The following is a 25,746-nucleotide window of genomic DNA, read 5'->3' as shown; positions in this document are numbered from 1 at the left end:
TGTTCAGGTTCTTAGTCAGATACCGGAAGTTGTGATTAACCGGTCGGCTGGGTTTCCGAATAGCCAGTTGACAGGATTGGCAGGTTGAGCAGAAGCAGGGCCAGAAAAAAGGTGTAGGTCGATTCGGCTCCCCCGCCTTTGATCCACGAGACGAGATAAGCAGCAACTGCGATGCCATTGATGCTATATCTGGTGATGGCTGAGGATAGATGCAGTTTTAGGGCGTGGTAGAAACGGCTAAGGAAAACAAAAGCTGAACTTATAAAAACACTGCCATAGAGTAAAAGCCCAATCACGCCCGTTTCTGCCCACAAAGTCAATAGCGGATTGTGCAATGCGACGTAATTGCTGGAAACTGGTGTAAAAAATCTGAGGTAGGAAAGAATCTCTGTGGGAGCATTCCCCAATCCAATTCCAAACCAGGTATGGTCGGCGATCATCATCATCGCAGCCTTCCAGATGGCTTCTCTGCCCCCCAGTAAAGATTGGCTACTTTCGACCGTCAAGCGATAGAAAAAGGTGGCAAATAGTTGGGGATAAACGAGAATGATTAAGAGGGTGCACCCGATTCCTAATAGGGGGTATAAACGTGTCTCCCGCAGAAAGGAAAAACCAAGCATGACTACGACCAAAGAGAGAAGACCGCCCCTTGAACCGCTCATCACGGTCAATAAACACGTCAACAGGATGTAAACAACCGGAGCAGCATGTTTCGAAAAGAAACCTTTGTTGGGTTGAGAAGAGTTTCCCCACAAGATGGCGGGTAAAAGAATGATGGCAAGCGTTGCAGTTTCATTTTCGTTCATCCCGGCAATTTTGAGCCTTGTGCCGGGGTTGTAACCGCTGGTTATCAGGGTGAATAAAAACAGGGCGATTAAAATCCATCCGTTGAACGTGAGCACCCGCATAAAGGATTTTTGATGATTACGTTCATTCAGGAAATTTGCTCCTAAAATCAAAAAGAGAATCCAGCGGAGAGCGTAGATTTGCAAGTTGTAAAAGGTTACTGATGGAACAGAAGACCAGGCCAGCGTGGTTAATCCCCAAACCAAGAACACCGACATACTGATCGCCGCGGGGGTCAGCACAACACGCTGACGGGATAATATCGTCATAATACCCCAGGTTATGAATGCAGCAACAACCGTGAAGCGGTTGAGAAATGAATGGATTTCGGCTGGAATCAGGCCTAAGGGGAGAAAAACCAGCCAGACCGCCGTGTAAAAAGCCGTGATCGGTTTCTTCAACCAGAGGATGAATACCAGGCTGCCGGCCACCCCTCCTGCAACGAGGAGGGGGGCAAAGGTATTGGGGATGATCAAGCCCAGCCCAGCGCTGGTGATAATTAATCCGATCGCCACACCAATAGCAATTACCGGACGGGAGAGGAGATGGTTCCAAAACGAAGGCCTGCTTTTTTCCATGTTTTTACTTAATATTCGAGAATTATTTCCTGTCAGAAATTTCCGAAAACATATATAGAAATTTTCCGGAGGGTGTAGGGGGGAGTTCATCCACATATTCAAAAGTAATGCGGCAGTCCGGGCCCATTAATACTTGGGCTTTTTGCCGAATCTCTTCTAAATCTTCTTGGTGAGGCAAATTGTCCAAGGAGATAAAACGAAAGACCAGAGTGGAGTAATCCTTTTGAATCACCTGAAATTTTCGTATCCATGTTTTGAAGTACAAAAGGAATTCGAAATAACCCGGATCTACCATTGTCCCATCACGCAACAGGAAGAGCTGGTTGATTCTGCCGTCAAGGGAAAGCAGGGTTTGAGTAGGGTTATGCGCTGATGGGCTTTTCAATTGCCCGACATCTCCAATTTGATAACGAATGAGAGGCATGGCAAAATTGGAAAGACAGGTGATCAGAATTTCACCGCGGGTTTCTTCCGGTACTGGTTTCAAGGTATCATCTACAACTTCAAGGTAATTCCCCCACGGGGCAACCCATAAGCCGGTCTGATTGGGAAGTTCACAGGCGATTGCGCCGGTTTCACGTGAGCCGTAATGGTTGTAAACTGCGCATTGAAAAATCTCTTTAATTTTTTGACGCATGTAAGGAAACAAGGTGCCGGCTGAGGAGATGATCGCTTTGGGCGGCGGGACTTTGATTTGATGTTGCTCAAAGAAAAGGGCTGCTTCGTAAATCGATTCGGCGTAGGCAACGATGATGGAAGGTCGTTTATTTCTCAGAAAATCGGCAAATTTCATGTGTGTCGAGGGACTCATCCGGAATGCGTTGATAAATTCCGTATTGGTAATGCGGTTTAAAAGAACAGCCGTCCACTTTTGGCTACCGCGTAGAATATCTTGTTCTGAACCCCATAAATAGACTTCGGGGTCACCCAGTTCCTTCCCGATTATTCTGGAAAATAACAATGAGATGGCTCTGGAGGTCGTCTGGAATCGCGCATCTTGCACAATACAAACCGGTTCACCAGTTGAACCGCCGGAAGTGTTCAATTTCCACTTGCGATGCGCCAGGTCAGTGGAGGTTAAACGATCGAATTCATTACGGAGGATGTCCTTGGTCAGGATGGGAAAATTGGACAAATAGGCAAAGGGTTCCTCATAAAAACTATCCCCCATCTTCTCGATGATTTCGGCGTAGTAAGGTACATTGAGTCTGGCGTGGTGGAAAAGCGCTATCAGACGGTTTTTAATCAGGTCAGGCGGGATACCCTGTTGATATTGGTTGAGAAATTGTTCATAAGTTTCCCGGATTTTATAACCGCGCAGCCCAAACAGGGTGTAATAAAGTGTTTGTCTCAGGTAGTTCTTTATACCCATTGCGGTTGTTTTCATCCCCAAAAAGCTTCTTATGGCAATTGATAAGAGAAATTGAAATTCAATTTTTGATGGATTGGATTATTTTTCAAGGATTAACTCGCGCAGAAAACAAACCTCGAATTTTTTGGGCGGTGATGGACATGAATTCAATGGGGCTTATCTGATGCAGCCGGAATTGGAGGCGGTAACCGACGCGGTCAAACCAACGCCGTTTTTTTTGATACCATTCTGCATAATCGTAGAGAGGGTATTTTTGAAGTGGTTTGCTAAGGTGGAGTAGTTGCCTTTCGGCGCGTCTGAGGGGGTCTGAGATGGTCTTTCCCTTAACCCGCCAGAACGAATGGGTGGAAATGAGCGGTTTGTTCCCCCTTGAAAAGCGGATGTCAACTCCCAGACTTGCCCGGTTGAGAGGAGCTTCCTTGAGAATCCACTTTCCGGAACCGTCCTGAATGTCGGAGAAGTAAAAATCGCCAATGCTGTAGAAAACCGGGCATCCATTAAAAATTTCCCAACCTCGAACGACATGGGGATGTTGACCAATGATCAGGTCAACTCCCTGATCTGCCAGCGCAGCCGCGATCATGCGGTCTTCCGGGCGGGGATAGCCAAACAATTCATCACTCCAGTGAAGAACAGCAATCACCCAATCCGCTTCTTTTCTCAAAACTTGAATGAGGGTAGCGCTTTCTTCGAGACCTTGCCAGCAATTTGCTCCGGGGTTTTGACCCGGGTCGGGGTGAGTTTCGGGAAAGACCCAATTCAAAATGGCCAGCGTTCCGTGGACGGTTTCCCAGATTCGATATCGGCGATTCTCTTCGTCTAAAAAACCTGCACCAAGTGGTTTGAATCCACAAGCACTTAGGGATTGGCAGGTTCGCATCAGGCCGCTGGAGTCGGCGTCTAAAATGTGGTTGTTGGCAAGGGTGACGAACGCCGGCGCCCATCCCTTAAGTGCCTGAATGGCATGCGGGTCGGCCATGAAGCGTTCTCCACTGGCGCGCGGGCTGGGGTTGAGATGCGTACCGATAGGGAACTCAAAATTGAAGAGGATCCGGCTGTGCTCATTGAGTTGGATGCCGGCTGGCGGCGGCCAACTGCCGTTCCGGCTAAGATCCTCGCAAATGGCGATATCCCCAACACAAAACAGGCGCATCCCCGCAGGACTTTCTTTTACCACCGGTTGATTACCAGCCAAACCTTAAGTAAGTTTTGATGAATTGCTTTTCTGAGGGTTTAAACCCGATCCACCAGGCCAAAAAGCCCAGCAACACAAAGATCATGGCGGAATAAGCCCCAAGCCATAACCAGCTTGCGGGCGGGGCAATATAGTTCACTGCAAAAGTACATGCTCCGGTTACCGCGCTGTATAAAACGCCCGGAATCAATGCCGGTAGGAAGCTCCACCATTGGAGATTTAGAATGCGAGCGGTGTAAATAGGCATGTAAATGCCGTTTTTAAGTATCATTGCCAGCGCGATGGCAACCGGAATGCCGGCCGGTCCCCAAGTTCCCCATTTTGACAGAAGGATGGCTAACACAATTGCACCAGTCCCGCTGATCAGGGTAATGATGCCGGGCCATTTGACCCGATCACAGGCATTTTGTACAAAAAGGAGCGGGCGGGCCGAAAGGCTCAAAGCCTGATAGAAGATTACCAACACCAGTAAAGGTGCCAGAAAGGTGTAATCTCCTCCTAACCACAATTTCAAAAGCGGCACTGCAAAACCGCACATGACGCCAACGGGCAGTGCCAGCAGCAACCCCAATCCTTTGACTGCCAGATAGGACGTATTCTGCAAGGCTTGAAAATCTTGACGGGCGTATTGATTCAAGATCATCGGACGAAGGACAATGCTTGCTGCATTTGCAGCGTATTCCAATAACATGGATAATTGAACGATGGAAGCATAACCTCCGGTGATTACAGCCCCGAAGTAACGGTTGATAATGAGTAAATCGGCACGGCTGAGCAGCATTGCGCCCGCCATGTTGACCATTACCCAACCCGCCATTCCCGCCATTGATGCCAGTTGAGATTGGGAAAAGTCGTGTATGTTTAGATGAAGTTGGGGGGTGAATTTTTTCCAGAGAATTACAAAACCTGCCAGGATAACAACCGCCCCCAGCACAGACGCCGCTCCGACATACCATAATTTATGCGGCAGGAAGGTATAAATAAGAATAATGACGCCGATTTTGAGAGCCAACCCCCCAAAATTGATGGTGTTAATGGGGATGAACTGACTTTTCAAAAAGGGTGAAATAGAAAAATTCGTTCCGATCAGGGTGATGAAGAAAGAAACTGCCGTCAGTACAAACAGCCACGAGGCGTCAGCTTCCCAGCCAGCCGGAATGTGAAAGATTGCCGGAAAAATGATAGCAATGACGATCACCAAAGGTATGAACCCGACCAGCAGACCAATGAGGGAAAACATGGCCGTGTTGAATACCTTGTTGGCGGCAGTGTAGTCGTTCTTTTCCAGTTCAATTGCCAGAAAGCGGCTGACCGAGTTGTAAATAGCCGTTGTCAGGATTGCCGCGTAAGCCACAATTGAATTGGTCAGGGGAATCATCCCAAAGGCGGCAATGCCGATATTGGTGATCAAAAAGGGGGTTAACCAGAGATTGGCAAGTGCAGCGATGAAGGTATAAACCACGTTCGAAAAAACATTGCCGATCAGGTGGTTATCCGTCGAGAGAGCCACATCAACCGACTGAGCTGCTGAAATCCGGGTCAGTTTTGCAGCTGAGGGTTTTGGTGTGGCGGGAAGGGGTAAAACGAATTTGTGAGTCATCAAGCAGGAACTTGCTCAGGGATGATATTCCTTAGCGCCGATATCCGGCTTTGTATCACGCAGGAGGTTATCATAATCGCGAGGTACTTCTGCCAGTGGTAGAGCTTTATCAATGGCGGGTGAACTCTGACTCAAGTTGAACCAGGGGGCTTCAGAGGCCAGGCCGGTTTTGCTCAATTGGGGATCGGCAATCACATCTCCCTGGCTGATCACATTGCTTGCCGGCATTTTTGACCAGAGATTGTTGGAATAAATGATGCCCGGGCTTGTCGTAACTATAATTGGTGGCAAAGTCCCATCTTGCTGGACAATGTTGTTGAAGAAACGGACATTGGAGTGACTGCCATTACCGATCACAACGCCGGCGGTCTCAAAGCTGTTCACAAAGGTGTTATGAGCAATCAGGACATCATTCATCCCCCCTCCCCGTATGCCGCGCCACCAGTAAAAATTGCGATGATTGTTGTAAGCAAGATTGTTGAAAACCTTGATGTGAGCCGAAGGCGGCTGATACTTTTCATCGCCCATCATGATGCCGACATGAGCATCGTAACCAAAAATGTAGCTGTTTGTACTCATAAAAACAAAATTACGGCTGCATTCCACATAAGTCGAGTCGGATATATAAATGTTGGCAGTCAGATTATCGTGAGAGATATTGTTTTCGATCAGTGTGTGGCTGGCTTCAAAGGAAGAAATCCCCTCCCCCCAGTTTTCCCAAACCGTATTTCCGCGGATGATGGCATATTCGGTCAAGCCGTCTATCTGGTCGCGGGCAGCGCTGATGCCCGAATCATGGATCTCTGCTTTATTAAACTCGTTGTCGAGAGAATTTCTCCAAATCTGACTGTTTTCAACCAGACCATAATCCCCGCTGATCAGGACGCCTGTATGCTGGCTGTGATGAACATTTAGATTGTTTGCCGAGTTATGCCTTCCAAATAAGCCAACCCCCATGTATTTGGAATTCATCACTTCCAAACCATCTACTTTGATCCATGAGCCACGCAGCGATAACAGGGCGGTGTAGGAAGAAGGAAGGCGGTTATTCCCGTCAATGATGACTTTTTCACCCGGATAAGCCAGTAATTGAACTGGCGAATCAGCGCTACCGGAGGCGATAATTTCCACCTGTTCCATGTAAGTGCCCTGACGGATGTAAACGATATCGCCTGCTTTTACGGTTCGGACGGCTTTGCTGATGGTGCGCCATGGCTGGGTAATGGTGCCCGGATTTGTATCCAAACCGTCGGGTGAAACATAGTAGGTGTTTCTTGCTGCGTTGGCTATCAGTGGCAGAAAAACCACATTTGGTACATCCAATTTAGTAATTGAGGGGGTAAGGGAAGCAGTCAATTCGTTTTTCTCCGCCGCTCTTTGAGGTGGCGAATTTGCACTGTTTTCAGCAAGGAGGATTACAAACATCGCTCCCAGGGTGATGAGCAGAATAGTTTTAAAAAAATAAAACCACAGGTGAGTTTTCAAAATTCTGGTCTTTTTCCGATTACTTTTCCAATGCGGCTTGCCGGTAATGCCAGTAATAATGGCTGAAATGTCCTGCCGCATCATTCAGGACAATCCCGATATATTTCTTATCCATTTTCTTGAGGATGGAAAGGGCTTTTTTCGCTTCTACTTGATTGGTTTTTTCACTGCGCAACACAAGGAGAACCCCATCAACCGCAGCAGAGAGATAGGAAGCGTCCGCCAGTGCCAGCAAAGGGGGACAATCAATTAAGACCAGGTTGCTTTCTTTGGAGATGCGTTTCAAAATATCCTGCAACCGGGGAGAACTGAGTAATTCAACCGGATTGGCGGGGATCTCACCGCTGGTCATCAGTTTCAAGTTGTGATTTTGAATGCTTTTTAACCACTCGGAATGGTTGGGATGACTCAGGGCATCGGCCAACCCAATCTCTTTTTCAATACCGAATACACGGTGAAGTTGGGGAAGATGAAGATCGGCATCCACGATAATAATTCCCATTCCTGCACGGGAGAGGGCCAAACCCAGATTGGCTGCAACAAAGGTTTTACCGTCCTGCGGCGCCGGACTGGTGATTAATAGTGTGTGCAGGGGAACCCGTTGGGCTTCAATCTGAATTTCAGCAGCCAGTTTCTTGAAGTCCTCTGCAATTTCAGGGGATTTTTCTGAGCCAATCACAATTTTTTCTTCCGCATGCCGATTGTGACCAATGATCCCCACCGGTTCAATGTCACAAAGCTCAGCAACATTTTGAGGGGTGACGACCGGATTACTGGAAATTTCAAGGAAAAAAACCAGCCCAAAAGCAATGAAGAAAGTAACCAAAACTACTAAAGCGCCGTAAAGAAGCCAGTTTTGGGTTGGTTCATCCGGTAAAGCCGCCGGTTCGGTGATCGAGATCAGGCTGGCAGTTTTTGTCGCCTCAAGAACAAGTTGATCGTGGTTATTCAACAGATCACGCAATTCCAGATTCTTTGTGGCAAGTTCGCTTTCCAGCGTTTTCAGGTTAAGATCGCTTTGGGTTTTCTTCTTTGTCCAATCTCTCAATTCGCTTTGATAGGTTTCCAATTGCTGGTCCAACCCCTTGAGTTCATTTTCCATACTGTTAATACGCTTTTGATAAGGTTCGCTCAAAAAATTCCGGGTCTGTGTAATCAACACATCTCCAATTGTTTGGCAAATTTGAACCGCCTGTTGGGGGTCATTATCCTTTACTCTTAACCGGATCAAGCGGGTTTCGGTTAGGGGGGTCAGCGTTATACGGGATTGCAGGGATTGAGATGACTCGTTCAAGTCAAGTTTTGCAATGACTTGTTCCAGAATAGCGGGACGGAGTTGCAAGGAACCATCAGCCATGCGGGTGATTCCACTTTGGGGATTTGAAAAACCCCCACCACCGCTAAAAAGTTGCTCATCGTATAATACCGTCAATACAGCAGTATAGGGCGGAGTATTGAGCGAATCGAGTAATTGAGCCGATTCAACCAAATCAACTTCATTCAAAACTTGTTCCAGCGAAAACTGTAAATCTTTGAGTGAGGACTGAATGGATTGATAGGCGGCTCTGTTTTCTGAAATCAACATGTTCAGGCGAAGAAGTTCAATTTCGTATTCGACGCTTGCTTGGTTTTCAGCACCTATTTCGTGCTGAGTTTGGGCTATTTCATTCCGTTTCACCTCGATTTTTTGCTGAGATTCGGATAAAGAAGCAGTGAATTGTTCATTAGAAAGAGACTGAATATATTCAACGAATGTTGCTGCAAGAGAGTTTGCCAGTAATTGAGCCTGCGATGGGGAGGAATCGGTCACCGAAAGGCGAATTAATTGCGTGTCGCGAATGGGTTGCACGGAGATCCTTTTCTCCAATTCCTTGACCGAAAGATCCAATTGATTCTGATTGAGGACTTTTTCGAGGATTGGGCGGCTGGTCATTAATTGGCTGTAAGTCAGTGCTAACCTTTCGCCTGCCATTAGCGTATTGATTTCACTGGTTTTTTCATCATCGGATGGTTGGATCAAAAGCGTGACGGAGGCGCGATAGGTGGATGGGGCTATTTTCATGACAATGAAGAGGACAACAATTGCCACCGCCACCAGACTCGCAATCAGTGACAGGCGGCGTTTGATGATTTGAAAGAACCACTGGATACTTAGATCAGAAGGAATATTCATTGCTTTCCCTTTTATTTTTACTGGCATGCTCCGCCGTTCCGACATTAAAAATAATCGGAAGAGAAATCAAACCATCCTCTACCGATAAATCGTTGTTTACGTTAATGACTTTGAAGCAAATGCCGATAAGACTAAGGTTGTGGGGGTAAAGATTGATTACCCTTTGTGATGAATAATTCAGTTATTTAGAGAAGAGCAGAATTTTCGAACCAGTTTCCCAGCCTGATTGCCAACCTTCCAACAAAAAACCGGCCAATGTGGCCGGTATCGCTTTCGCTCCCCGATAATCTCGCCTCAATGTGAAGGCTTGCGACCTGCGCAGGTTATCGGATCAACGCATCCACATTAACTAACTGACGAAGTTCAGCGTAATGAGGACCTGATCCTTAATTACGTTATTAAATAAATTATACGCCGAATATTGACTAAGTCAACAAACGACTCGAAATTATAAAAAAGTCTTAAGAAGCATTTTGGTTTGAGGATTGATGATACCTGCTGCTAGGGAGAAGTACGAGGTGCTCTGGCGGCGGTGTTGCACTTTAGGGAATTCAGCCGGCGCCATCCAGAAAAGCATCCACAAAATTGTTAAAGGTTTCCGCTTGCTCTAAATTCATGGCATGACTTGCACATGGGATAATCCTTGCTTTGGCTTGCGGAATCCGGCGTAAAATTTCCTCCGTGTGTCGGAAGGTATTTTTGGGTTCAAATTCCCCATTGAGTATTAAAGTGGGGCAGGTAATTTTTTCCAATGGAAGTGTGTGGAAACCATACATTGCATTCCAAATCTTCAGATATTCACTTTTTTCCATGCGGAGCATACATTGCTCCAGATAAGCCTGGGCGTTTTCATCCCTGCTCAGCCAATGCTTGCCGCGGGTAAGGCGAGCCAGCCGAAAAGAGAAACGGGTAAAATTCTCAACGCTCATCATCCGGATGGTCAGGGACATCATCCACCTGGGGAACAGTACATAGCATAGTAGCTTATCCAGCATAGTTAAGTCAATCGAAACAGCTGTACCCGCCAGGATCAATGCCCTGGGTCGTTCTGGGTTGCGCACGGCAAACGTCTGGGCGATGCTCCCTCCCCAGGATAGTCCACACAGGATGGGTGAACGGATGGCAAGCGCATCCAGCAGGGCAGACAGGTCATCTGCATAAGTTGCCATAGAGTAATGAGCCAAATCGGAAGCCCCCGTCCTTCCATGACCACGCAGGTCATAGCGCAAAAGCTGGTATTTTGTTGAGAAATGCTTCCATTGAGGTTCCCAAATACGAGCATCCGCAAATGCGCCGTGCACGAATACCAGTACGGCACCCTGCCCGGTTTGTTCATAATAATGGTCCAGATTATTGACGCGGATGTGCGGCATTTTTGCGCCTCTTCGTGTCAGGGTTGATTTTTTTGAAGATGGTGAAATGAATCTCAACCCCGGCAATGGCTGATTGCTCTCATTTAAGAATATCATGAAGATAATTTGTCAGGGCATTATCTGCTTCTACCATTCCCATTTCCTGCCAGTTTGTCACTCAATTGCGGAGAAATGGCATGAGGATCTCCCCAATCGCCATAGGCGATCATCTCGCACCCCTATGCTGGTTTGGTGTATTTATTCCTGATCTCCGAGGATTCATGATGATTCGTAACGAGGCCATGTGAGTTGATCCGACCAACGTCAAAAGGAATAGTCGGATGGTGAGAAAAGATCAGGTAAAGCCGATCTATCATTTCAAAAATAAACAATTTTTCAGCAACTGACGATTTTCAAAGTCACTGGTAACCATCAAAGGCCGAGCAAATTGGCAAGATATTGATCAGACACCGCCAAGTAAATAGGAAGGCGATATGAAAAATTGACAAGTCAAGAAAAATGAAACCAGAGCCCGACGGACTCTGGCTGCTTGCGCCCTGTAAAGGGTTTGACTCTAGTAGCGGGGAGTGGATTCGAACCACTGACCTCCGGGTTATGAGCCCGACGAGCTACCTCTGCTCTACCCCGCATCGTGTCTTGTATTTTACCACACCTCGTTTGATCGTCAACCCTTGGGGTTGGCTTTCTAACCTTTTTCTAACGTCGCGGTTTCAGTACAAGCCGGATGGGTGTGCCGGTGAAAGGGTACTCCTTCCGAATGGCGTTTTCTAAATAACGCAGGTAAGTGAAGTGAGCCAGTTTCGGGTCGTTGACATAAATCAGGAAGGTTGGCGGGTCACTGCGTACCTGAGTCCCATAGTAAATCCGCAGCGACTTACCGGTGCGCGAGGTAGCGTGGTGGGCGTCCTGCGCGTTTTGGAGAATACGGTTTAGCTGTCCGGTAGTTAACCGCGCCAGCCGTTCTTCCTGCACTCTTAAAGCCAGTGGCAGCACCTGATCAACCCGCTGGCCGGTTTTTGCCGAGATGAATAAAATCGGTACAAAATCCATAAAATTCAATTCCTGCCGGATGCGGCTGGTGTAATTTTGCATGGTGAAATTGTCTTTTTCGACCGCATCCCATTTGTTGACCAGCACCACTGTGCTTTTCTGGGCTTCCAGTATATAACCGGCAATGTGAGCATCCTGGGCGGTAATGCCGGTGGTGGCGTCAATCATCAGCAGGGCAACATCAGCGCGCTCAATGGCACGCATTGAACGGATGACGCTGTATTTTTCAACTCCCGGCTCAATTTTGCCCCGCCGGCGGATGCCGGCTGTGTCAATCAGGGTGATTTCGATGTCTTCAAAGACAATTTTTGTGTCCACCGCATCGCGGGTGGTGCCGGCAATCGGGCTGACGATGGCACGTTCCTCCCCAACCAGTCGATTCAGCAGGCTGGACTTCCCAACGTTGGGCTTGCCCACAATCGCAATTTTGACCGAATCATCCTCTTCTTCCTCGGTATCGGATGGGAATGCTGCCACCAAATCATCCAGTAAATCCCCGGTGCCGGTACCGTGCAGGGCCGAAATGGGGTAAGGCTCACCGATACCCAATTCGTAAAATTCAGCCGCGCCGCTCCGAAAGGTCTGGTTGTCGGCTTTATTGACCACCAGCAGCACAGGCGGGTGCGGCTTGCCTTCGATGATTTTCTGATTGCGGCGTAAAATTTGAGCAACTTCCTGATCAGCAGGAGTAACACCGGTAATGGCATCGGTCAGGAATAAAACGACGTCCGCTTCTCGAATGGCTAACTCGGCCTGTTGGCGAATTTGTTGAATATAGTCGGCCGACCCGACGGAGAGGGCCTCTTTCCCGCCGGTGGAGGGGTCAATACCGCCGGTATCCACAATGAAGAAGTAACGCCCATTCCACTCCGCTTCGGCCATCAGCCGGTCGCGGGTGGTGCCGGGAGTATCATCCACAATCGCCAGCGGTTCACCGGCCAGACGATTGAAGAGGGTGCTTTTTCCTACGTTCGGTCGCCCGACCAGAGCAACAATCGGTTTGCGCATCGTTCACCTCAAGGGGTGATTGTACCACTGCTTGAACGGGTTGTCCGAGTGATGATAACTTCCACGCTTTCCGGCAGGAGCGATTCGGTCTTCAACTCGGCGATCAGGATTTCGACCTCCGGTTCGATCTGGTAGGTGCCTTCGGACAGCGTGCTCAAATCAACCACAGCCCGTACATCTGTGGCGCGCAAGCGGTCAAGCAAGGCAACCGGGCCGGAAATAATTACCGTGATCGTTTCCGGTGAGATTTCGGCGCTCAGTCCCGGCTGTAAGCCGGTGATTTCCACCGGGATGTTGGGCAGGGTTAAACTGCTTTCAATAGCCGCAACACCGACCCGCACCAGTACTTCGGTTTGATCCCCAACCACAGAAACACCTGCAGGCAGATTGAGACTCAGGGAAATATCCAGATCATCCTTCAACCCGTTGATGTTGAGGGGTTCGGTTTCGATAAAACCGGGTAAATCACTGACGACTTGCGGATCAGCCGAAAAGACCGTAACCGCCGGCGGAAACACCGAAATATTCGTGAGGCGATAGCCGCTGGCAACCTGACCCAGTACGACAACCTTGACGACCACATTGCGGTAGCCAAAGCGCTGGGAGATATTCTGCCGAACGGTTACCCGGTCGGGCAATAAACTTAAGCCGTTGATCGGATTGTCATTGGCATCCACCGCAACCAGATTGACCGTCCGGCTGATGGTTTCGGTAGCCTGACTGATATCCAAAATAGCCTGAACTTCCGCAACGCGATTGACCTGCGATTCCGGTCCGCTGACCGTCACGGAGGTCTGGCTGAGGGTGGGGGTATCAGCAGTGTAACCAACCGCCGGGCTGCCGCGGGTCACCACTCGGATCGGAAATTCTTTACTGGCCAGGCGTTCCAGTGTGATGGTAATCGTCTGAGGAGATTGGGCAATCTTGCGAACCGGCCGGGCGGCGATTTGAATCTTAACCGGCACGGTATGGCTGCCGGCTTCCAGACCAGAAAGGTCGAGGAAGGCACGCACTGATCCTGTTTCGGTGGTCAGTTGATTCCAGATGGACTGGGGTGCGCTGAGGACCACGGTTACCGAGCCTGGAACTGGTGAGGTGATAACCAGCCCCGGATCCTGCCCGATAATTTCGATGGGCAAAGGATTGGGGTAGGTGCGTTCAACCAGCGGGTCGCTCGAACTGACTGCCGAAATCCAAACTGCCAGCGCTAAAACGAACGCCGTAATCAGGGAGGGTAAAAGACGAAGCAGTCGGCGTAAAACCTCAATCATCGCTCAATATCCTCACGGAAAGCCGGTGGTTTTCGGTTTCTCCTGAACCAATCACTCAGGCTGCTCGTTTTGGGAGGTGGCTGATAAAAAGCCATCAAAATGTTTTCCAGCCGTTCGCTGTCCAACCGGCGAATCATCCGACCACCATGGGCAATCGAAATTGAGCCGGTTTCTTCCGAGACCACCACTGCAATCGCATCCGTAGCTTCAGACGTGCCCAGGGCAGCCCGGTGGCGTAACCCCATTTGCCTTTCCGGTGAACGATTGAGAATGCCGCTGGCAGAAAGCGGCATGACGCAGGCGGCTGCTGCAACCTGATCGCGGACGATGATTGCAGCCCCATCATGCAGCGGGGTGTTTGGATAAAAGATTTGTAGAAGCAATTCCGGGGTTACCTTGGCGTTCAGACGTACGCCAGTGCGGATGTATTCCTGCAAACTGTCGCCGCGCTGTAAGATGATCAATGCGCCATGCTGGCGTGCAGAAAGCCGGGCACAGGCGCTGACAACCGCCTGAATCGTCTCGCGCATTGTGGAAACGTCTTTTTCGCTTTGCTGCCAGAAGATAGCCGCTGGCGAACCCGCCCGTCCCAGCCTTTCCAAACCGCGCCGGATTTCGGGAGCGAAAATGACCGGTATAGCCAGTACCAGCGTTGGGGCAATAGTTTGGATCAGCCATGAAAAGGCCGGCAGGCTAACCAGACTGGTCAACAGACTCAGGGCAACCACCAGCAGTAAAACACCGCGCAGCAGTACCATTGCCTGCGTGTCCCGTACCAGTAACAACACCCCAAAAAAAACCAGCGTGACCAGAAACAGGTCCAGGGCGCTCAACCAGTTGAAGCGCTGGAAAATGAAGGTGAGTTCATTCAGTAACTCAGTCACGCTGGGAAACCCCACAAATAAAGATCAAATTGGGCGCAGTACCCGATCCTCACGCAATTTTTTAAAAAGTAAAACACTACCGGGAGGCATGGATTCACGGGCGGCATCCTGCCAGGCCTGCACTTCTAATGCTTCGGGAGAGGTGCGCTGGTAGCCCAACTTGCGCCATAACCCATCATGTCTTGCCAGGGACGGCGGCACAAACACCAGCGATGCTTCACATTGTAAGTCGCTTGAGGCTCGTTCCATCTCTTGAATCAGGGCGGGTACGGCTTCATCAAGCGGCAAGGTGGGATCCAGATGAATGTCGGTGGTTCGGGCGACCAGATTTTCAACCTGCCAGCCGATTAAACCTTTCAGTTGCTCGTCCAAGCGCAGTAACAAAAAGGCTTTTTCCCCAAAGGCGGCCATCACGTCTTCGCTGGTCATGGGTTTGCCTTTTTTATCAAGCCGATTTAGAAGGCCGGCAATCTCATTGGAGTGACGCGGACGGCCACGTTCGATTTGAATTTGTCCCTTGATGTTTGGGGCTTGCACGGCTTGAGGGGGAGCTTCTTCAACCAACGGAACATACTTTCGCCAGGCTGTGATAACCTGTTTCCAGGTTTCATCGAATGTGCCGGCATTTCGAATCACCACATCAGCGGCTGCAATTTTCTCTTCCTGCGGCGGCTGACTGGTGATCCGTTGGCGGGCATCCTTTTCGTTCATCCCCCGGTTTTTCATCAGGCGTGCCAGCTGAATATCCGGCGGAGCATACACGACCCACACACTATCGCATTGCTTTGCCATGCTCGATTCGAGCAGCTTTATCGCCTCAATCACAATGACCGGTTGAGTAGCCCGTCGAATCAGATAATCGGCGCCTTGTCGCACCAGCGGGTGAATAATGCTTTCCAGTTTTGCCAGTGCTTCGGGGTCGCCAAACACAATTCTACCCAACCGTCCCCGGTCAATTTCGCCGTCCGGTTTGAGAATGTACTTGCCAAAGTAGTCCACCACTGCCGCGTAGCCGGGTGCCCCTTTGGCAATCACGCGGTGTGCCAGTGCATCGGCATCAATACCATACGCACCGAGATGCTCCAACATGCGCCGCACCACGCTTTTGCCCGTTCCAATGTTGCCGGTCAGTCCAATGACATATTTACCCGCCCAGTGACTCACCCTGTCTCCTGTTTGGTTTGAAATAAAATGGATTCTGACTTCATTTTATCTGTGCGGGGCGAGAATGTCAAAGGAAAACCAGCGTGACTAAATCGGGGCATCCTAACCCCTGATGTTACCCGAATGAGATTTACCGGATTGTAAGGAATACGTAGCAGTAGCCCTTTCAGGTCTTTGCAATATTCCTGAATATTGCAAAGGTCAGTCCTGTTGCAATCAGGCTGAGAAAAATAAAGGGGGCTACATAGGCAGCGTATTCCTGGGGGCTGTGAATGATGCCGTCCAGCGCTTGAACGATGCTTTGCCCGGCCACTACAAGACCAGTAAACACAAGAAGAATGAGTAATATTGCAGCCAGTCGAACCCCCTGCACATTGCGATTCCATAACTGGAAACTTGCCAGGTAAATGGCGGGTAAAAGGATCGCTAAATCCAGAACATAGGTAATTTCGGTATGGTAATGATCCAGATGAGCGGGCGGTTTTCCCTGAGTGAGCGCTGTGAATATGTCTGCCAGCCAAACCAGCAGGGATAAACCACTGAAGGCGCAAAAACCAGCCAGTACGCGGTACGGCATTGCCGGGCGGATTTGATAGGCAAGAGAGGATATCTCAATGGACTGGAATAACGAGATAAAACTAAACAGGCTCAAAGAAAAGCAAATGATGTACATCAGGAGCATCTCATTCCAGTAAGCACCCAGCGCAAGCGAGGCACTGTTGTACGTAAAATAGGCTAGAAGACCAAGTAATGCCAGTTTTGCTCTTATGCCCCCGCGGGATACCTGGCGGGTAACTGCCAGGAGCGCTGGAACACCCACAAAGAGGGTGACCGCATCCGTACCCCGCAGTATGCCGGCTTTAAATGCACTGTCGTTGCGATACAAGCCTTTTCCATAGAGGGTGATTTCCTCTCGCTGAGGGGTTACCGCCATCATGGTATGGCCATCCAAAGGCAAAAGTAAACCCATCGTTGAAAAAATTGCGGATAATAATGCGATCAGGTAGGATGCGCGGATGACAAAAGAGGTCTTAGTCATTTTTTATCCTTTTCTGAACAATCAACCAAAGCTCAAAATGAGAATCAACCCGCTGGTGATGATGACCGCGTTGAGCAGATTATGAGCAAGAATCGGCCCAAGAACGCTCTTTGTGCGCAGGAAAAGAAAGGCGTAGAAGATACCAAAAGTCAGGCAGGTTAATTGCTGGAGGGGGTTGAAGTACGTAACCCCTAGCGGATTAAGGGCAAAGTTGATATGGGCAAACATAAAAATAAGGGTGGCAATACCGGCAGCAATGACAGCATTGCGTTGATTGCTTAAACCAATTTTCCTGCCGTAGAAAAGCAGAGGCATCATCACCAGAGAGCGAAAAAGGGGTTCTTCGCCGGTGCCAGAAAGCAGGATTTGAAAAGCAAAATAACCACCAAAGTTTCGAGCGTTCAGCGGGAAGGGAAAATTGGATAAGGCGCTGCCGGAAAACACCAGCCACAACCCAATACTGATTTGCAGGATAAACCAGAATAGACAAAACTGGAACACCCAGCGTAAGGCGTTTTGCCACTGGCGGGTATTGAAACCGAAATCTGCAAAGGGAATTCGCCAGATTCTTGAAACAAGCCAGATGGCGAGTAACGCCAGGATGCCCTGAAAGATGTGGTGAATGGAAATGTAAAGAAAACTCCCATCCGGATCGAGAAACTTCAGCGATTGGTAAATAGGCCTGGCGAGTACAAAAGAAATTTCACTGATCAAACGGGTCAGTACCAGAAATCCAATTCCCAGCAAAACCAGAATTGCAACCGAACGTTGATGATTTTTTTGAAGCAGGGTCATGGTTTAATCCATCACATTCTTCAAAAAGATAAACGTGGTGATGATGCCAGCCAGGCCCATACTGCTGAAAACGATTAACTCCACCGGGCTGATAGGAACACCCACTCGGGCCATGTTCAACCCCATCAGGCTGACAGCGGTGCCGAGGGTGAGGAATTTAACCAGACCAACCGAAGCAAGAAGGTAGCCCCAAGAGCTGCGCCGCAGCAATAAGACTGCCGAGAGGAGGCACACCGGCACTACAATTCCCAAGTCCATCGCCTGAATGAACATGCTGGTCGTATTTTCAAGGGTCGGAATAGCGCCGGGTGTAAAGGTCTGAGCAATTCGTCCTATCCACGCCAGAGAGAGAAAGGCAGCCACAAATAACAACAAGCCAGCAATCCATTTACGAGGCAGCTTTTGGGAAAAACGCGCCGGCAGGGTTTTCACATCAAAGGACATCATGCTCAAAACGAAGGCAAACAGGCTCAGGCTGAAAAGGGCTACATAAATCAGGAAAAAGGGATTGTAAGCGGCGCCAAAACACATGGTAATGTAGGTGTACAGGATAAAACCAAGCGTTCCGGTCATGAGTAATCCACCGCGCAATGAGCCTTTTTGAGTCAGCCAGAAAGAAATGGTCAGCAATGGTAATGCAAGGAAAAGGGTTACTGCGTCATTGGCTTGCATCTGGGCAGCAGAACTGAGCGTATCCCAATAGTAGAGTCCGCGGGCATTGATGGTGACCTCCTCGCCGCGGAAATTGACCACTGTAAAAGGCTGACCGGCGGCGGGGAACAAGCCGCCGCCAGCAGCAATCAAAGCCAGAAGCAAAATCAACGGCACAAGTATCCGTAAGGCGGCAGGGGGTTTCATTGCGTTTCAACCCGTGCAAAAACCGATTCGGCAAAGGCATGAACGGCATTCCAGTCGCGTAAATTTTCGTCTTTGGCTTTCATCGCGTTGGAGATAAACCGGTCAAGAAAAGATAGTTTTGCCAGTTCCATTTTGCCGAGAAAGAAGGCTTCTTCAGCAGGGGTAATCCACTCACGAACCGCGTTCAAGTAAGCCTGACGATTAGCCCGGCTCTGTTCGTCGTCCCCGCCGTTGAGCATGTGGACGGTAAAGGCCGCAACGGGTATCTGCTCTAGCAGGGCACGGTTTTCCTTTACAAAACCAATCACTTCCGGCAGCCAGCTTCCCATGCGGATTGGGCTTCCCAAAATCACGGCGTCATAATCTGAAGGGTTGGGCTGTTTTTTGACCGGCAGGACATCAACGGTGTAACCGCGCTGAGCGAGAGTTTGTCCGATTGCCGCAGCAATTTCGGCAGTTGAACCGGCACGGGTTGAGTAAGTAACCAAAATATTATTCACAGCATTTTCCTTTCCTAAATTCATTTCGGGTAAATTAATTTGAGATTGGCGGGTGGCTGCGCATCCTAATCCAGAGCAGGCGAAGGCGGTTGCAGCCAGCCCAACACCAGCGATTTTCAAAAATTCACGGCGGGAAACTTTCTTCTCACTCATTGGGTATCCTCCATTTCGGATTGAAGTTCTACCAGCATCACCGTCACGCCAAGATTGTGTAACTGGCGGATCAAACCCAACATGCCGGCCTGATCCGTTTGCAGGTTCACCAGTGTTGTTCTTCCATTGTTGTAACTCAGCGTAAAACCGGGCGGGCAATAATCGTGGAGAAATTCCTCCTCCATTACACCCTTGACAATGATGCGGTAAGATTCTGATTGGGGTTGAGTTAAAGCATTATTTTTCATGTCTTTAGTTTAGGGCTTTTAACATCAAAACGGACTACATGGAGATGTAGTCCGGCCGGACGGGAGGATGTAGTTTTAACCCCCGTGTTGATCACATTTCCTTCATCCGCAGGGGAGATTTTTTGGGGAGTTCCGCATCTAAGACGCCGGCATTAAATTAAGCTCTGCCGACGGGCTTCTGCAATCGCCTGATTGACTTTGGTAACCCCCAATTTTCCGTAGATTCCTTTGACATGGAAACGCACAGTGTTGAGACTGATCACCAGGTGTTCGGCAATTTGATTATAGGTGTACCCCTGTGCGAGCAGGTGCAAAACTTCCAGCTCTCTTTCGGTCAATGCGATACCCGTCAGGTTTTTTGCACTTGTGAGCGGACTTTGCGAGGGGGAGGGCAACGGAATTTCGTCAGATGGGGTGAGTAAGGCTTCCAGCCCCGGACTGTGGATTGTTTTCAAGATGAGAAGCAAATCTTGCCGGTGTTCCAAAAAGATACTGTGGTAACCGCTGGATGCAGCCAGCTGAACCGCTTCCTCTAGCCATTGACCGGCCTGGTTAGTATCTCCGTTTTTGAAGTAAAGAATCGCTCCGGCGACCAGCGCTTGCAGGAGCGTGTAATTGCGCCGGCTGGTGCGAGCAAATTCCAAAACACGCTGGACGAGTTCGAGAATTGCATGCCCGGTTTCGAGAGTATCCTGAGCAATTGCCAACCGCAGCCAGGCGATCAGCAGGGGTTCTGAATAGGGTGTAGGAGCGGAATCCGGCGTCACTCCGCTGGCGGTGAGGATTGCCTCGGCTTCCATCCAGTTTCCTTCGATAATCGCCAAACGACTCTTGCAGGAAATCAATTCGGGCAAAACCCAGCCGGGTGCGCCTTTCTGAAAGAATTGATCGGCCTGTTGCAGGCATTGGCGGGCTGCATCAAGGTCACCCCGAGCAATGTGCAGGCGGGCCATGCCCGCCAGCGAATAGACCGCTGAAGCGTTGTGTCCGCTCAACTCCGCCAGATGAATCCCCCGCAGTATAAATTGAGCGGCAAGTTCGGGTTGATTGCGGTGGTAGTAAACCCAACCCAATGCTCCGTAAACCGCGCCCAATACCGCCGGATAACCGTTCGGGTGCTGTTCGAGATGCTGGATTGCCGCCTGTGCGACGCGGGCGGCCATTTCTAATTGACCGTATTCCAGCGCCATTAATGTCAAATGCGAAACAGCCAGAATATCCGTTACCGGATCATCGTTGCTGCGACTGAGCTGAATGGCATTTTCCAGGGCAGTGCGAGCTTCTTCGTAATCCCCCTTTTGACGCAGCCCCCCTCCCAATGCCAGAAAAGCCAGCGAGGCAATCCGGTCATTTTTACGCTCTATCAGAGCCAGAGATTGCCGGGCGGACTGAATGGCCTGGTCGAATTTTTGCTGAACCTGAAGCAAGTTTGCCTGCAGAGCAAGGAACTCGGCGCGTAACAGAGCCAAGTCGTCTGAAACCGGTTTGTTTTCTACCAGCCGACTTTCCAGTGATTGAAGGATGCCAGCCAGGCGGGGAAAATTCCCCTGCAACAGATACAACCACCCCAGCCCCAATAACAGGCGCGGGTGGGAAAACTGGATTTCTGGCGGGATTTGAGAAAGCACCCCTTCCAGTTGGGCCGCCGGCATGTGGTTGATCCATTCCCAAATGTGGTTTTCCAATAATGCCACAACTGCCGGATAATCTTTTGCAGCGAGAAAGTGGGAAAGGCTCTCGGTGACTAACCCTTCGGCTAGCAGGGCTTGAGCAGCTCGCAGGTGCAAATTGCGGACTTCTTCCTCTCCCTGGCGGTTCAACCGGTTGCGTAGCAATTCGGCAAACAAAGCGTGAAAGCGGTAAAAGCGCAATTGCTCATCCAGCGGTTGGATGAAGAGATTGCTTTTATCCAGTTTCTCCAACAGCTCGGCGCTATCCTCTCGCCCGGTGAGTAGATTGCAACGTTCGGCGTTTAATGTGGTAAGCAAGGATGTTTTGAGAAGGAAATCCTGAATGTCCGGGGGCTGTTTATTCAAAACTTCTTCTGCCAGATAGTTCAACATAAACCGCTTGCCGGCAGCCATATCTTGAATTAAATCGGCCGGTTGAAGGCTGCCCTGCAGCGATAAACCGGCTAATTGCAAACCTGCTGCCCAGCCTTCGGTGCGTTCGGTCAGGGCGGTAACAAGGGAAGGTTCAAGCGAGATGTTCAGAATCTCGGTGAGCAGCTGACCGCTCTCTGTCGGGTCAAATCTCAAATCATTGGTGCGGATTTCAACCAGTTCGTTTTGTGAGCGCAGGCGGGCTAATGGCAGGGCGGGGTCTTCCCGCGTGAGGATGGCGAGGTGAAATTCTGACGGCAGATAGGCAATCGCATCCTGGATAAACCGTAAGATACTCCGGTCTTGAATGTGCTGAAAATCATCCAGAACGAGGATGGCAGGTTGGTTTAATTGAATCAGAGGGTTGATCAATTCCGCCGAGAGCAAATCACCGGCGGGTAATTGGGCAGAAAGCAGAACCTGAAGCAGATCATCACTATAAGAGGGGATGATTTGCCGCAGACAGGTGATCCATGCGCTGAAAAAACGGATGGGATCATCATCGGTTTCTTCCAGTGCTACCCACAGTGCGGGCAGAGGCTGGCTCTGCAACCATTGAATCATTGTGGTGGTTTTGCCAAAACCGGCCGGAGCAGAAATCAAAATCAACCGGCTTGCCAGGCCACGATTGAGATTATCCAGCAGGCGTGGACGAAGCACGCTTTTGGCGCGCAGGGGCGGAATTTTAAATTTCGTCCAGACCAGCGGCGGCATGCCCTGATTATAGCAGGACTCGGACGGCTCCCGTTGGGCTTTTCATCTGGAATGGCTGGCAATTCCGATCCAAAAAATATCCAGCAACTGCTCCAATTGTTGAGGACTCGGTTCCTGCCGGAGAGCGGATTCGCCGCTCATGAAGGGGTAAAGCATTCCCAATAAAGCCCACACCGCCAGTTCTGCCGAGAGTGGCCGCAGTTCGCCAGCTTTTTGCCCTTCGGTAAAAATGTCCATCAGGGGTTGCAGGAATTTTTCGCGGTAATGTTGGGCAAATTGGGTGCGCAGTTCGGGTTGCAACTTGCCCATCTCCTGAGTTGCCAGCCGAATGACGGCCCGGTTTTCAGGCGGCAGACGGGTAAAAAGAGAAAACACGAAGGCACGAATACGGGTCTGGGCGCTTTGGTAATTCTGTCGGGCATCCTCCAACAGTTGATGAAAAGCGTCCAGTCCCGTTTCCAGAATTTCAATCAATAGCCGTTCTTTGTCCACAAAGTGGTAGTAAAGTGCGGCTTTGGTGATGCTGCAAGCCTCGGCAATTTCGCGGATGGACACACCATCGTAGCCGCGCTCTACAAACAGGCGGGTAGTTTGGTGAAGGATCTTATCACGCATCGAAGGCGGTGCATTATCCACGGCTGAAGGCTTCATTTCCTCCCAGGGTCTCCAATTCTCGCTGACGGGTTTTCAGCATGGTTGCACTGACAAACAAGATCAGGCTGGTGAAGGTGATCAATGCAAAGGCGGTCTGATACCCTCTGAAGGGGTTGGCTGTTCCAAAAGAGGCAACCAGTGCGCCGATCAACGCGCTACCGATCAACTGACCAATGCTGGTGAAGAGGGTAACCAGCCCTTGCGCCAACGAACGCTCCTCGGCTGAGGCTTCACCTAACATAATATACCGGATCGGCGCCCCAAGCAAGGCGGTCAAGCCGCCGCCAATCAATACTCCCGAAAGCAGAAAGAAAATCAAATGACCACCCAGCAGACTGAGCATGAGAAAACCGGCGCTCATCAATGCCGTACCGCCCATGATCACATTCCGGGAACCAACCCGGTCGAGCAGCCGTCCGGCGAGGGGTGAACCGATTGCCATGGCGAGAATGGCCGGAATCAGGAGCCATGTGGCGTTTTTCTCGTTGATGCCCTGATTTGCCAGACCGGTTACTGCCATCAGTGGAACAAAGACCAGACTGGCTTCTGCCAGCCCGGCTCCGGCGGAAAGCAGATAGGCAAGCCCCAGCTGGCGCCGGTTAAACAAGTGAGCGGGCAGCATCGGCAACCTGATTCGCCGCTCGACTTGAATGAGAATGACCAGTAAAACCAACGCCAGCGCAAGCACGCCACCCACGGATGGGGTGAGCAGACTGTCCGGTAAATTGCTGGGGTCGAGTTGATTCAGTCCAAAGGTCAGCGCAGCGAGGAACAGGGCTAACAAAATCATGCCAGCCACATCCAACCGGCGGCTGGTAGCCGGGCGGGTGGCGGGCAGCAGACGCAGGCTGAATAGAATGATCAAACCGGCGATGGGCAGATTGATCAGGAACAGCCAGTGCCAGTTGGCAATTGCCAGAATGACACCTCCCAGCAGCGGGCCGATCAAAAACGCCACGCCGAAAACCGCCCCAATCATGCCGAGGGCGCTGCCGCGTTTTTCGGGCGGGAAGGTGTCGCCGATCACAGCGCTGGCAACCGGAAAAATACCGCCGGCTCCAAACCCCTGAATGGCACGTCCGATCAGTACACCGGTGAAACTGGTTGAAGTGGCTACCAGGAGTGACCCCATCCCGAACAGAGCGATATCCAGGATGTAAATCCAGCGGCGGCCGTAAAGGTCGGATAGTTTTGCCATGAGTGGCGTGCTGACCAGTTGGAAAAGGACATAACTGCTAAACATCCAGGCCAGATTGCGTTCATCCACGCGGAATTCGGCGCGGATGGAGGGGAGAGCCGGGCCAAGGATGGCAATATCCAGTGCACCCATCAACACACCGAAAAAGAGAAGAAAAAGCAATTGATTGCGTTGTTTGGTTTCTTGCAGCATAGACTATACACCTCCCGAAGTTGCTTACCGACCGTTCGTTTAGTAAATATACCATAGAGTGAAACTCCGGCTATCCTCCAAAGGGGTGATTTTGGAGAAAAAAGGACTTGACAACGCCGATTAAATTTTCTATACTAATAATGCGAACGTTCGCACGAACGTTCGCAATGAACCAAGCCCATCCCTGTCCCTGTAAATCTTCCCATGTCCCGCAGAGTTACCCTTAAGGAAGTTGCTGTACGCTCCGGTGTCAGTTACCAGACCGTCTCGAAGGTGATCAACGGTCAGGTGCAGGTTGCGCCGGATACCGAAGCGCGCATCTGGCAGGCTGTACGGGAATTGAATTACCGCCCCAATTACACCGCCCGCAGTCTGCGCGCCCAGCGCAGTTTTACGATTGGTTACTCTTGGCGGCCTTCTCCCCCTGATCAGGCTAACCCGATTCTGGATACTTTCTTGCAGAGCATGTTCCATGCCGCTGAGCAGCGCGGCTATTATCTGTTGTGCTTCCCCTACCATTCCGATACCCAGCGGCAAATCGAATCCTATCGTGAATTGATGGAAACCCGCCGGGTGGATGGTTTTGTGCTTTCGGGGGTCGAATACAACGATCCGCGGGTGCTGTTCCTGCTTGAACAAAAATTCCCTTTTGTTGCCTTTGGGCGTTCCAATCCCGATTTGCATTTCCCTTCAATTGATGTGGACGGCGGTTATGGGCTGCGGTTGGCAACCGAGCATCTTCTGGCTCAGGGTCACCGCCGGATTGCAGCACTGGCATGGCCAGAGGAATCACGGGTGGGCAATAACCGCATGGAAGGCTATTTTTCCGCCATGCGTGTGGCCGGCATTGAGACGATGGCGGAATGGATTCAGCGCGGGGAAGGCCGTTACGCTTTTGGATACGAGGCCGCTCGAAGACTGCTGGCTCTGCCGGCGGAAATTCGCCCAACGGCGATGGTCTGCCTGAACGATTACATGGCCGTAGGGGCGATTAAAGCCGTTCAGGATGGCGGTTTTCAGGTGGGCAGTCAAATTGGCATTACCGGTTTCGATGACACGCCGATTGCCCAGTACCTGACCCCGCCGCTGACTTCTGTTCGTCAGCCGGTTTGGGAGATTGGTGAACGTCTAATTGCGCTTTTATTGAACTTGTTGGAAGCCAAGGAAACCGCACAAGAATTTGAAACGATCCTGATGCAACCGCAGCTGGTCGTTCGTGCTTCCAGCCGAAAGGCGGACCAGCCCGATTTGATTCCCAAGGAGGTGATGAGAGATCCATAGCGAGAGAAAGACC

20 protein-coding genes and 1 tRNA gene are annotated in these 25,746 nt (G+C 50.3%); 1 reads left to right on the top strand and 20 read right to left on the bottom strand.

The genetic code is table 11. From position 1 onward, the window contains the following. Positions 1 to 35: 35 nt before the first annotated feature. From AC812_RS11830 to AC812_RS11735, 20 genes are all read right to left on the bottom strand, one after another. Positions 36 to 1,424 carry an O-antigen ligase family protein gene (locus AC812_RS11830; protein WP_061918710.1) on the bottom strand — a complete coding sequence of 463 codons (1,389 nt, stop codon included), beginning with the start codon at positions 1,422 to 1,424 and terminating at the stop codon, positions 36 to 38. Positions 1,425 to 1,446: 22 nt separating this feature from the next. Continuing rightward, a complete protein-coding gene (locus AC812_RS11825) occupies positions 1,447 to 2,811 on the bottom strand; it encodes a phenylacetate--CoA ligase family protein (protein ID WP_062158906.1) in 1,365 nt (454 codons plus the stop codon). Positions 2,812 to 2,881: 70 nt separating this feature from the next. After that, positions 2,882 to 3,949, bottom strand: a complete 1,068-nt coding sequence (locus AC812_RS11820) for a CapA family protein (RefSeq protein WP_061918706.1) — start codon at positions 3,947 to 3,949, stop codon at positions 2,882 to 2,884. Between the two features lie 31 nt (positions 3,950 to 3,980). Then, the gene (locus AC812_RS11815; RefSeq protein ID WP_061918704.1) at positions 3,981 to 5,591 is read right to left on the bottom strand and encodes a lipopolysaccharide biosynthesis protein; all 1,611 of its coding nucleotides are present in this window, start codon (positions 5,589 to 5,591) and stop codon (positions 3,981 to 3,983) included. 15 nt (positions 5,592 to 5,606) lie between these two features. Continuing rightward, a complete protein-coding gene (locus tag AC812_RS11810; RefSeq protein ID WP_169787304.1) occupies positions 5,607 to 6,947 on the bottom strand; it encodes a right-handed parallel beta-helix repeat-containing protein in 1,341 nt (446 codons plus the stop codon). Positions 6,948 to 7,095: 148 nt separating this feature from the next. Then, on the bottom strand, positions 7,096 to 9,249 hold the full coding sequence (locus AC812_RS11805; RefSeq protein ID WP_061918700.1) for a polysaccharide biosynthesis tyrosine autokinase: 2,154 nt from the start codon (positions 9,247 to 9,249) through the stop codon (positions 7,096 to 7,098). Positions 9,250 to 9,800: 551 nt separating this feature from the next. Next, on the bottom strand, positions 9,801 to 10,622 hold the full coding sequence (locus tag AC812_RS11800) for an alpha/beta fold hydrolase (RefSeq protein WP_061918698.1): 822 nt from the start codon (positions 10,620 to 10,622) through the stop codon (positions 9,801 to 9,803). A 557-nt stretch (positions 10,623 to 11,179) separates the two neighbouring features. Then, positions 11,180 to 11,251, bottom strand: a tRNA-Met gene (locus AC812_RS11795). A gap of 67 nt (positions 11,252 to 11,318) precedes the next feature. Continuing rightward, the gene (gene der / locus AC812_RS11790; RefSeq protein ID WP_061918696.1) at positions 11,319 to 12,680 is read right to left on the bottom strand and encodes a ribosome biogenesis GTPase Der; all 1,362 of its coding nucleotides are present in this window, start codon (positions 12,678 to 12,680) and stop codon (positions 11,319 to 11,321) included. An 8-nt stretch (positions 12,681 to 12,688) separates the two neighbouring features. Continuing rightward, positions 12,689 to 13,951 carry a CdaR family protein gene (locus tag AC812_RS11785; RefSeq protein ID WP_061918694.1) on the bottom strand — a complete coding sequence of 421 codons (1,263 nt, stop codon included), beginning with the start codon at positions 13,949 to 13,951 and terminating at the stop codon, positions 12,689 to 12,691. Beyond that, a complete protein-coding gene (gene cdaA, locus AC812_RS11780) occupies positions 13,948 to 14,835 on the bottom strand; it encodes a diadenylate cyclase CdaA (protein WP_169787303.1) in 888 nt (295 codons plus the stop codon). Before cdaA ends, AC812_RS11785 begins: the two co-directional genes overlap by 4 nt. A 24-nt stretch (positions 14,836 to 14,859) precedes the next feature. Continuing rightward, positions 14,860 to 15,999, bottom strand: a complete 1,140-nt coding sequence (gene coaE, locus AC812_RS17215) for a dephospho-CoA kinase (RefSeq protein WP_082149185.1) — start codon at positions 15,997 to 15,999, stop codon at positions 14,860 to 14,862. Positions 16,000 to 16,165: 166 nt separating this feature from the next. Then, entirely contained in the window at positions 16,166 to 17,038 is an 873-nt protein-coding gene (locus AC812_RS11770; RefSeq protein WP_061918691.1) for a hypothetical protein, read from the bottom strand. Positions 17,039 to 17,059: 21 nt separating this feature from the next. Then, positions 17,060 to 17,833 (bottom strand): CPBP family intramembrane glutamic endopeptidase, encoded by a 774-nt coding sequence (locus AC812_RS11765; protein ID WP_061918689.1) that lies wholly within the window; start codon positions 17,831 to 17,833, stop codon positions 17,060 to 17,062. Between the two features lie 3 nt (positions 17,834 to 17,836). After that, entirely contained in the window at positions 17,837 to 18,691 is an 855-nt protein-coding gene (locus AC812_RS11760; protein WP_082149184.1) for a hypothetical protein, read from the bottom strand. Continuing rightward, the gene (locus AC812_RS11755) at positions 18,688 to 19,344 is read right to left on the bottom strand and encodes a flavodoxin domain-containing protein (RefSeq protein WP_061918688.1); all 657 of its coding nucleotides are present in this window, start codon (positions 19,342 to 19,344) and stop codon (positions 18,688 to 18,690) included. The genes AC812_RS11760 and AC812_RS11755 overlap by 4 nt, the downstream gene beginning before the upstream one ends. Further along, a complete protein-coding gene (locus AC812_RS11750) occupies positions 19,341 to 19,592 on the bottom strand; it encodes a hypothetical protein (RefSeq protein ID WP_061918686.1) in 252 nt (83 codons plus the stop codon). Before AC812_RS11750 ends, AC812_RS11755 begins: the two co-directional genes overlap by 4 nt. A 152-nt stretch (positions 19,593 to 19,744) precedes the next feature. Then, the gene (locus tag AC812_RS18285; protein ID WP_061918684.1) at positions 19,745 to 22,408 is read right to left on the bottom strand and encodes a winged helix-turn-helix domain-containing protein; all 2,664 of its coding nucleotides are present in this window, start codon (positions 22,406 to 22,408) and stop codon (positions 19,745 to 19,747) included. Positions 22,409 to 22,450: 42 nt separating this feature from the next. Continuing rightward, on the bottom strand, positions 22,451 to 23,059 hold the full coding sequence (locus AC812_RS11740; RefSeq protein ID WP_061918682.1) for a TetR/AcrR family transcriptional regulator: 609 nt from the start codon (positions 23,057 to 23,059) through the stop codon (positions 22,451 to 22,453). Then, entirely contained in the window at positions 23,037 to 24,452 is a 1,416-nt protein-coding gene (locus tag AC812_RS11735; RefSeq protein ID WP_114676121.1) for an MFS transporter, read from the bottom strand. The genes AC812_RS11740 and AC812_RS11735 overlap by 23 nt, the downstream gene beginning before the upstream one ends. 204 nt (positions 24,453 to 24,656) lie before the next feature. Here AC812_RS11735 and AC812_RS11730 point away from each other — a divergent pair, with 204 nt between their 5' ends. Continuing rightward, positions 24,657 to 25,733, top strand: a complete 1,077-nt coding sequence (locus AC812_RS11730; RefSeq protein ID WP_061918680.1) for a LacI family DNA-binding transcriptional regulator — start codon at positions 24,657 to 24,659, stop codon at positions 25,731 to 25,733. Positions 25,734 to 25,746: the final 13 nt, after the last annotated feature.

This window comes from Bellilinea caldifistulae (assembly GCF_001306055.1).
GTDB lineage: Bacteria > Chloroflexota > Anaerolineae > Anaerolineales > Anaerolineaceae > Bellilinea > Bellilinea caldifistulae.
The sequence above is the reverse complement of the archived record's forward strand: the minus strand, read 5'-3'. Positions and strand labels throughout refer to the sequence as shown.

Excerpts from the sequence above, each read along its gene's own strand:
- AC812_RS11765 (WP_061918689.1), bottom strand. The coding sequence starts at position 17,833 with ATGACCCTGCTTCAAAAAAATCATCAACGTTCGGTTGCAATTCTGGTT.
- AC812_RS11805 (WP_061918700.1), bottom strand. The coding sequence starts at position 9,249 with ATGAATATTCCTTCTGATCTAAGTATCCAGTGGTTCTTTCAAATCATC.
- AC812_RS18285 (WP_061918684.1), bottom strand. The coding sequence starts at position 22,408 with ATGCCGCCGCTGGTCTGGACGAAATTTAAAATTCCGCCCCTGCGCGCC.
- AC812_RS11760 (WP_082149184.1), bottom strand. The coding sequence starts at position 18,691 with ATGAAACCCCCTGCCGCCTTACGGATACTTGTGCCGTTGATTTTGCTT.
- AC812_RS11825 (WP_062158906.1), bottom strand. The coding sequence starts at position 2,811 with ATGAAAACAACCGCAATGGGTATAAAGAACTACCTGAGACAAACACTT.
- der (WP_061918696.1), bottom strand. The coding sequence starts at position 12,680 with ATGCGCAAACCGATTGTTGCTCTGGTCGGGCGACCGAACGTAGGAAAA.
- AC812_RS11770 (WP_061918691.1), bottom strand. The coding sequence starts at position 17,038 with ATGACTAAGACCTCTTTTGTCATCCGCGCATCCTACCTGATCGCATTA.
- AC812_RS11755 (WP_061918688.1), bottom strand. The coding sequence starts at position 19,344 with ATGAGTGAGAAGAAAGTTTCCCGCCGTGAATTTTTGAAAATCGCTGGT.
- AC812_RS11830 (WP_061918710.1), bottom strand. The coding sequence starts at position 1,424 with ATGGAAAAAAGCAGGCCTTCGTTTTGGAACCATCTCCTCTCCCGTCCG.
- AC812_RS11800 (WP_061918698.1), bottom strand. The coding sequence starts at position 10,622 with ATGCCGCACATCCGCGTCAATAATCTGGACCATTATTATGAACAAACC.
- AC812_RS11740 (WP_061918682.1), bottom strand. The coding sequence starts at position 23,059 with ATGAAGCCTTCAGCCGTGGATAATGCACCGCCTTCGATGCGTGATAAG.
- AC812_RS11735 (WP_114676121.1), bottom strand. The coding sequence starts at position 24,452 with ATGCTGCAAGAAACCAAACAACGCAATCAATTGCTTTTTCTTCTCTTT.
- AC812_RS11815 (WP_061918704.1), bottom strand. The coding sequence starts at position 5,591 with ATGACTCACAAATTCGTTTTACCCCTTCCCGCCACACCAAAACCCTCA.
- AC812_RS11730 (WP_061918680.1), top strand. The coding sequence starts at position 24,657 with ATGTCCCGCAGAGTTACCCTTAAGGAAGTTGCTGTACGCTCCGGTGTC.
- AC812_RS11785 (WP_061918694.1), bottom strand. The coding sequence starts at position 13,951 with ATGATTGAGGTTTTACGCCGACTGCTTCGTCTTTTACCCTCCCTGATT.
- AC812_RS11820 (WP_061918706.1), bottom strand. The coding sequence starts at position 3,949 with ATGCGCCTGTTTTGTGTTGGGGATATCGCCATTTGCGAGGATCTTAGC.
- AC812_RS11750 (WP_061918686.1), bottom strand. The coding sequence starts at position 19,592 with ATGAAAAATAATGCTTTAACTCAACCCCAATCAGAATCTTACCGCATC.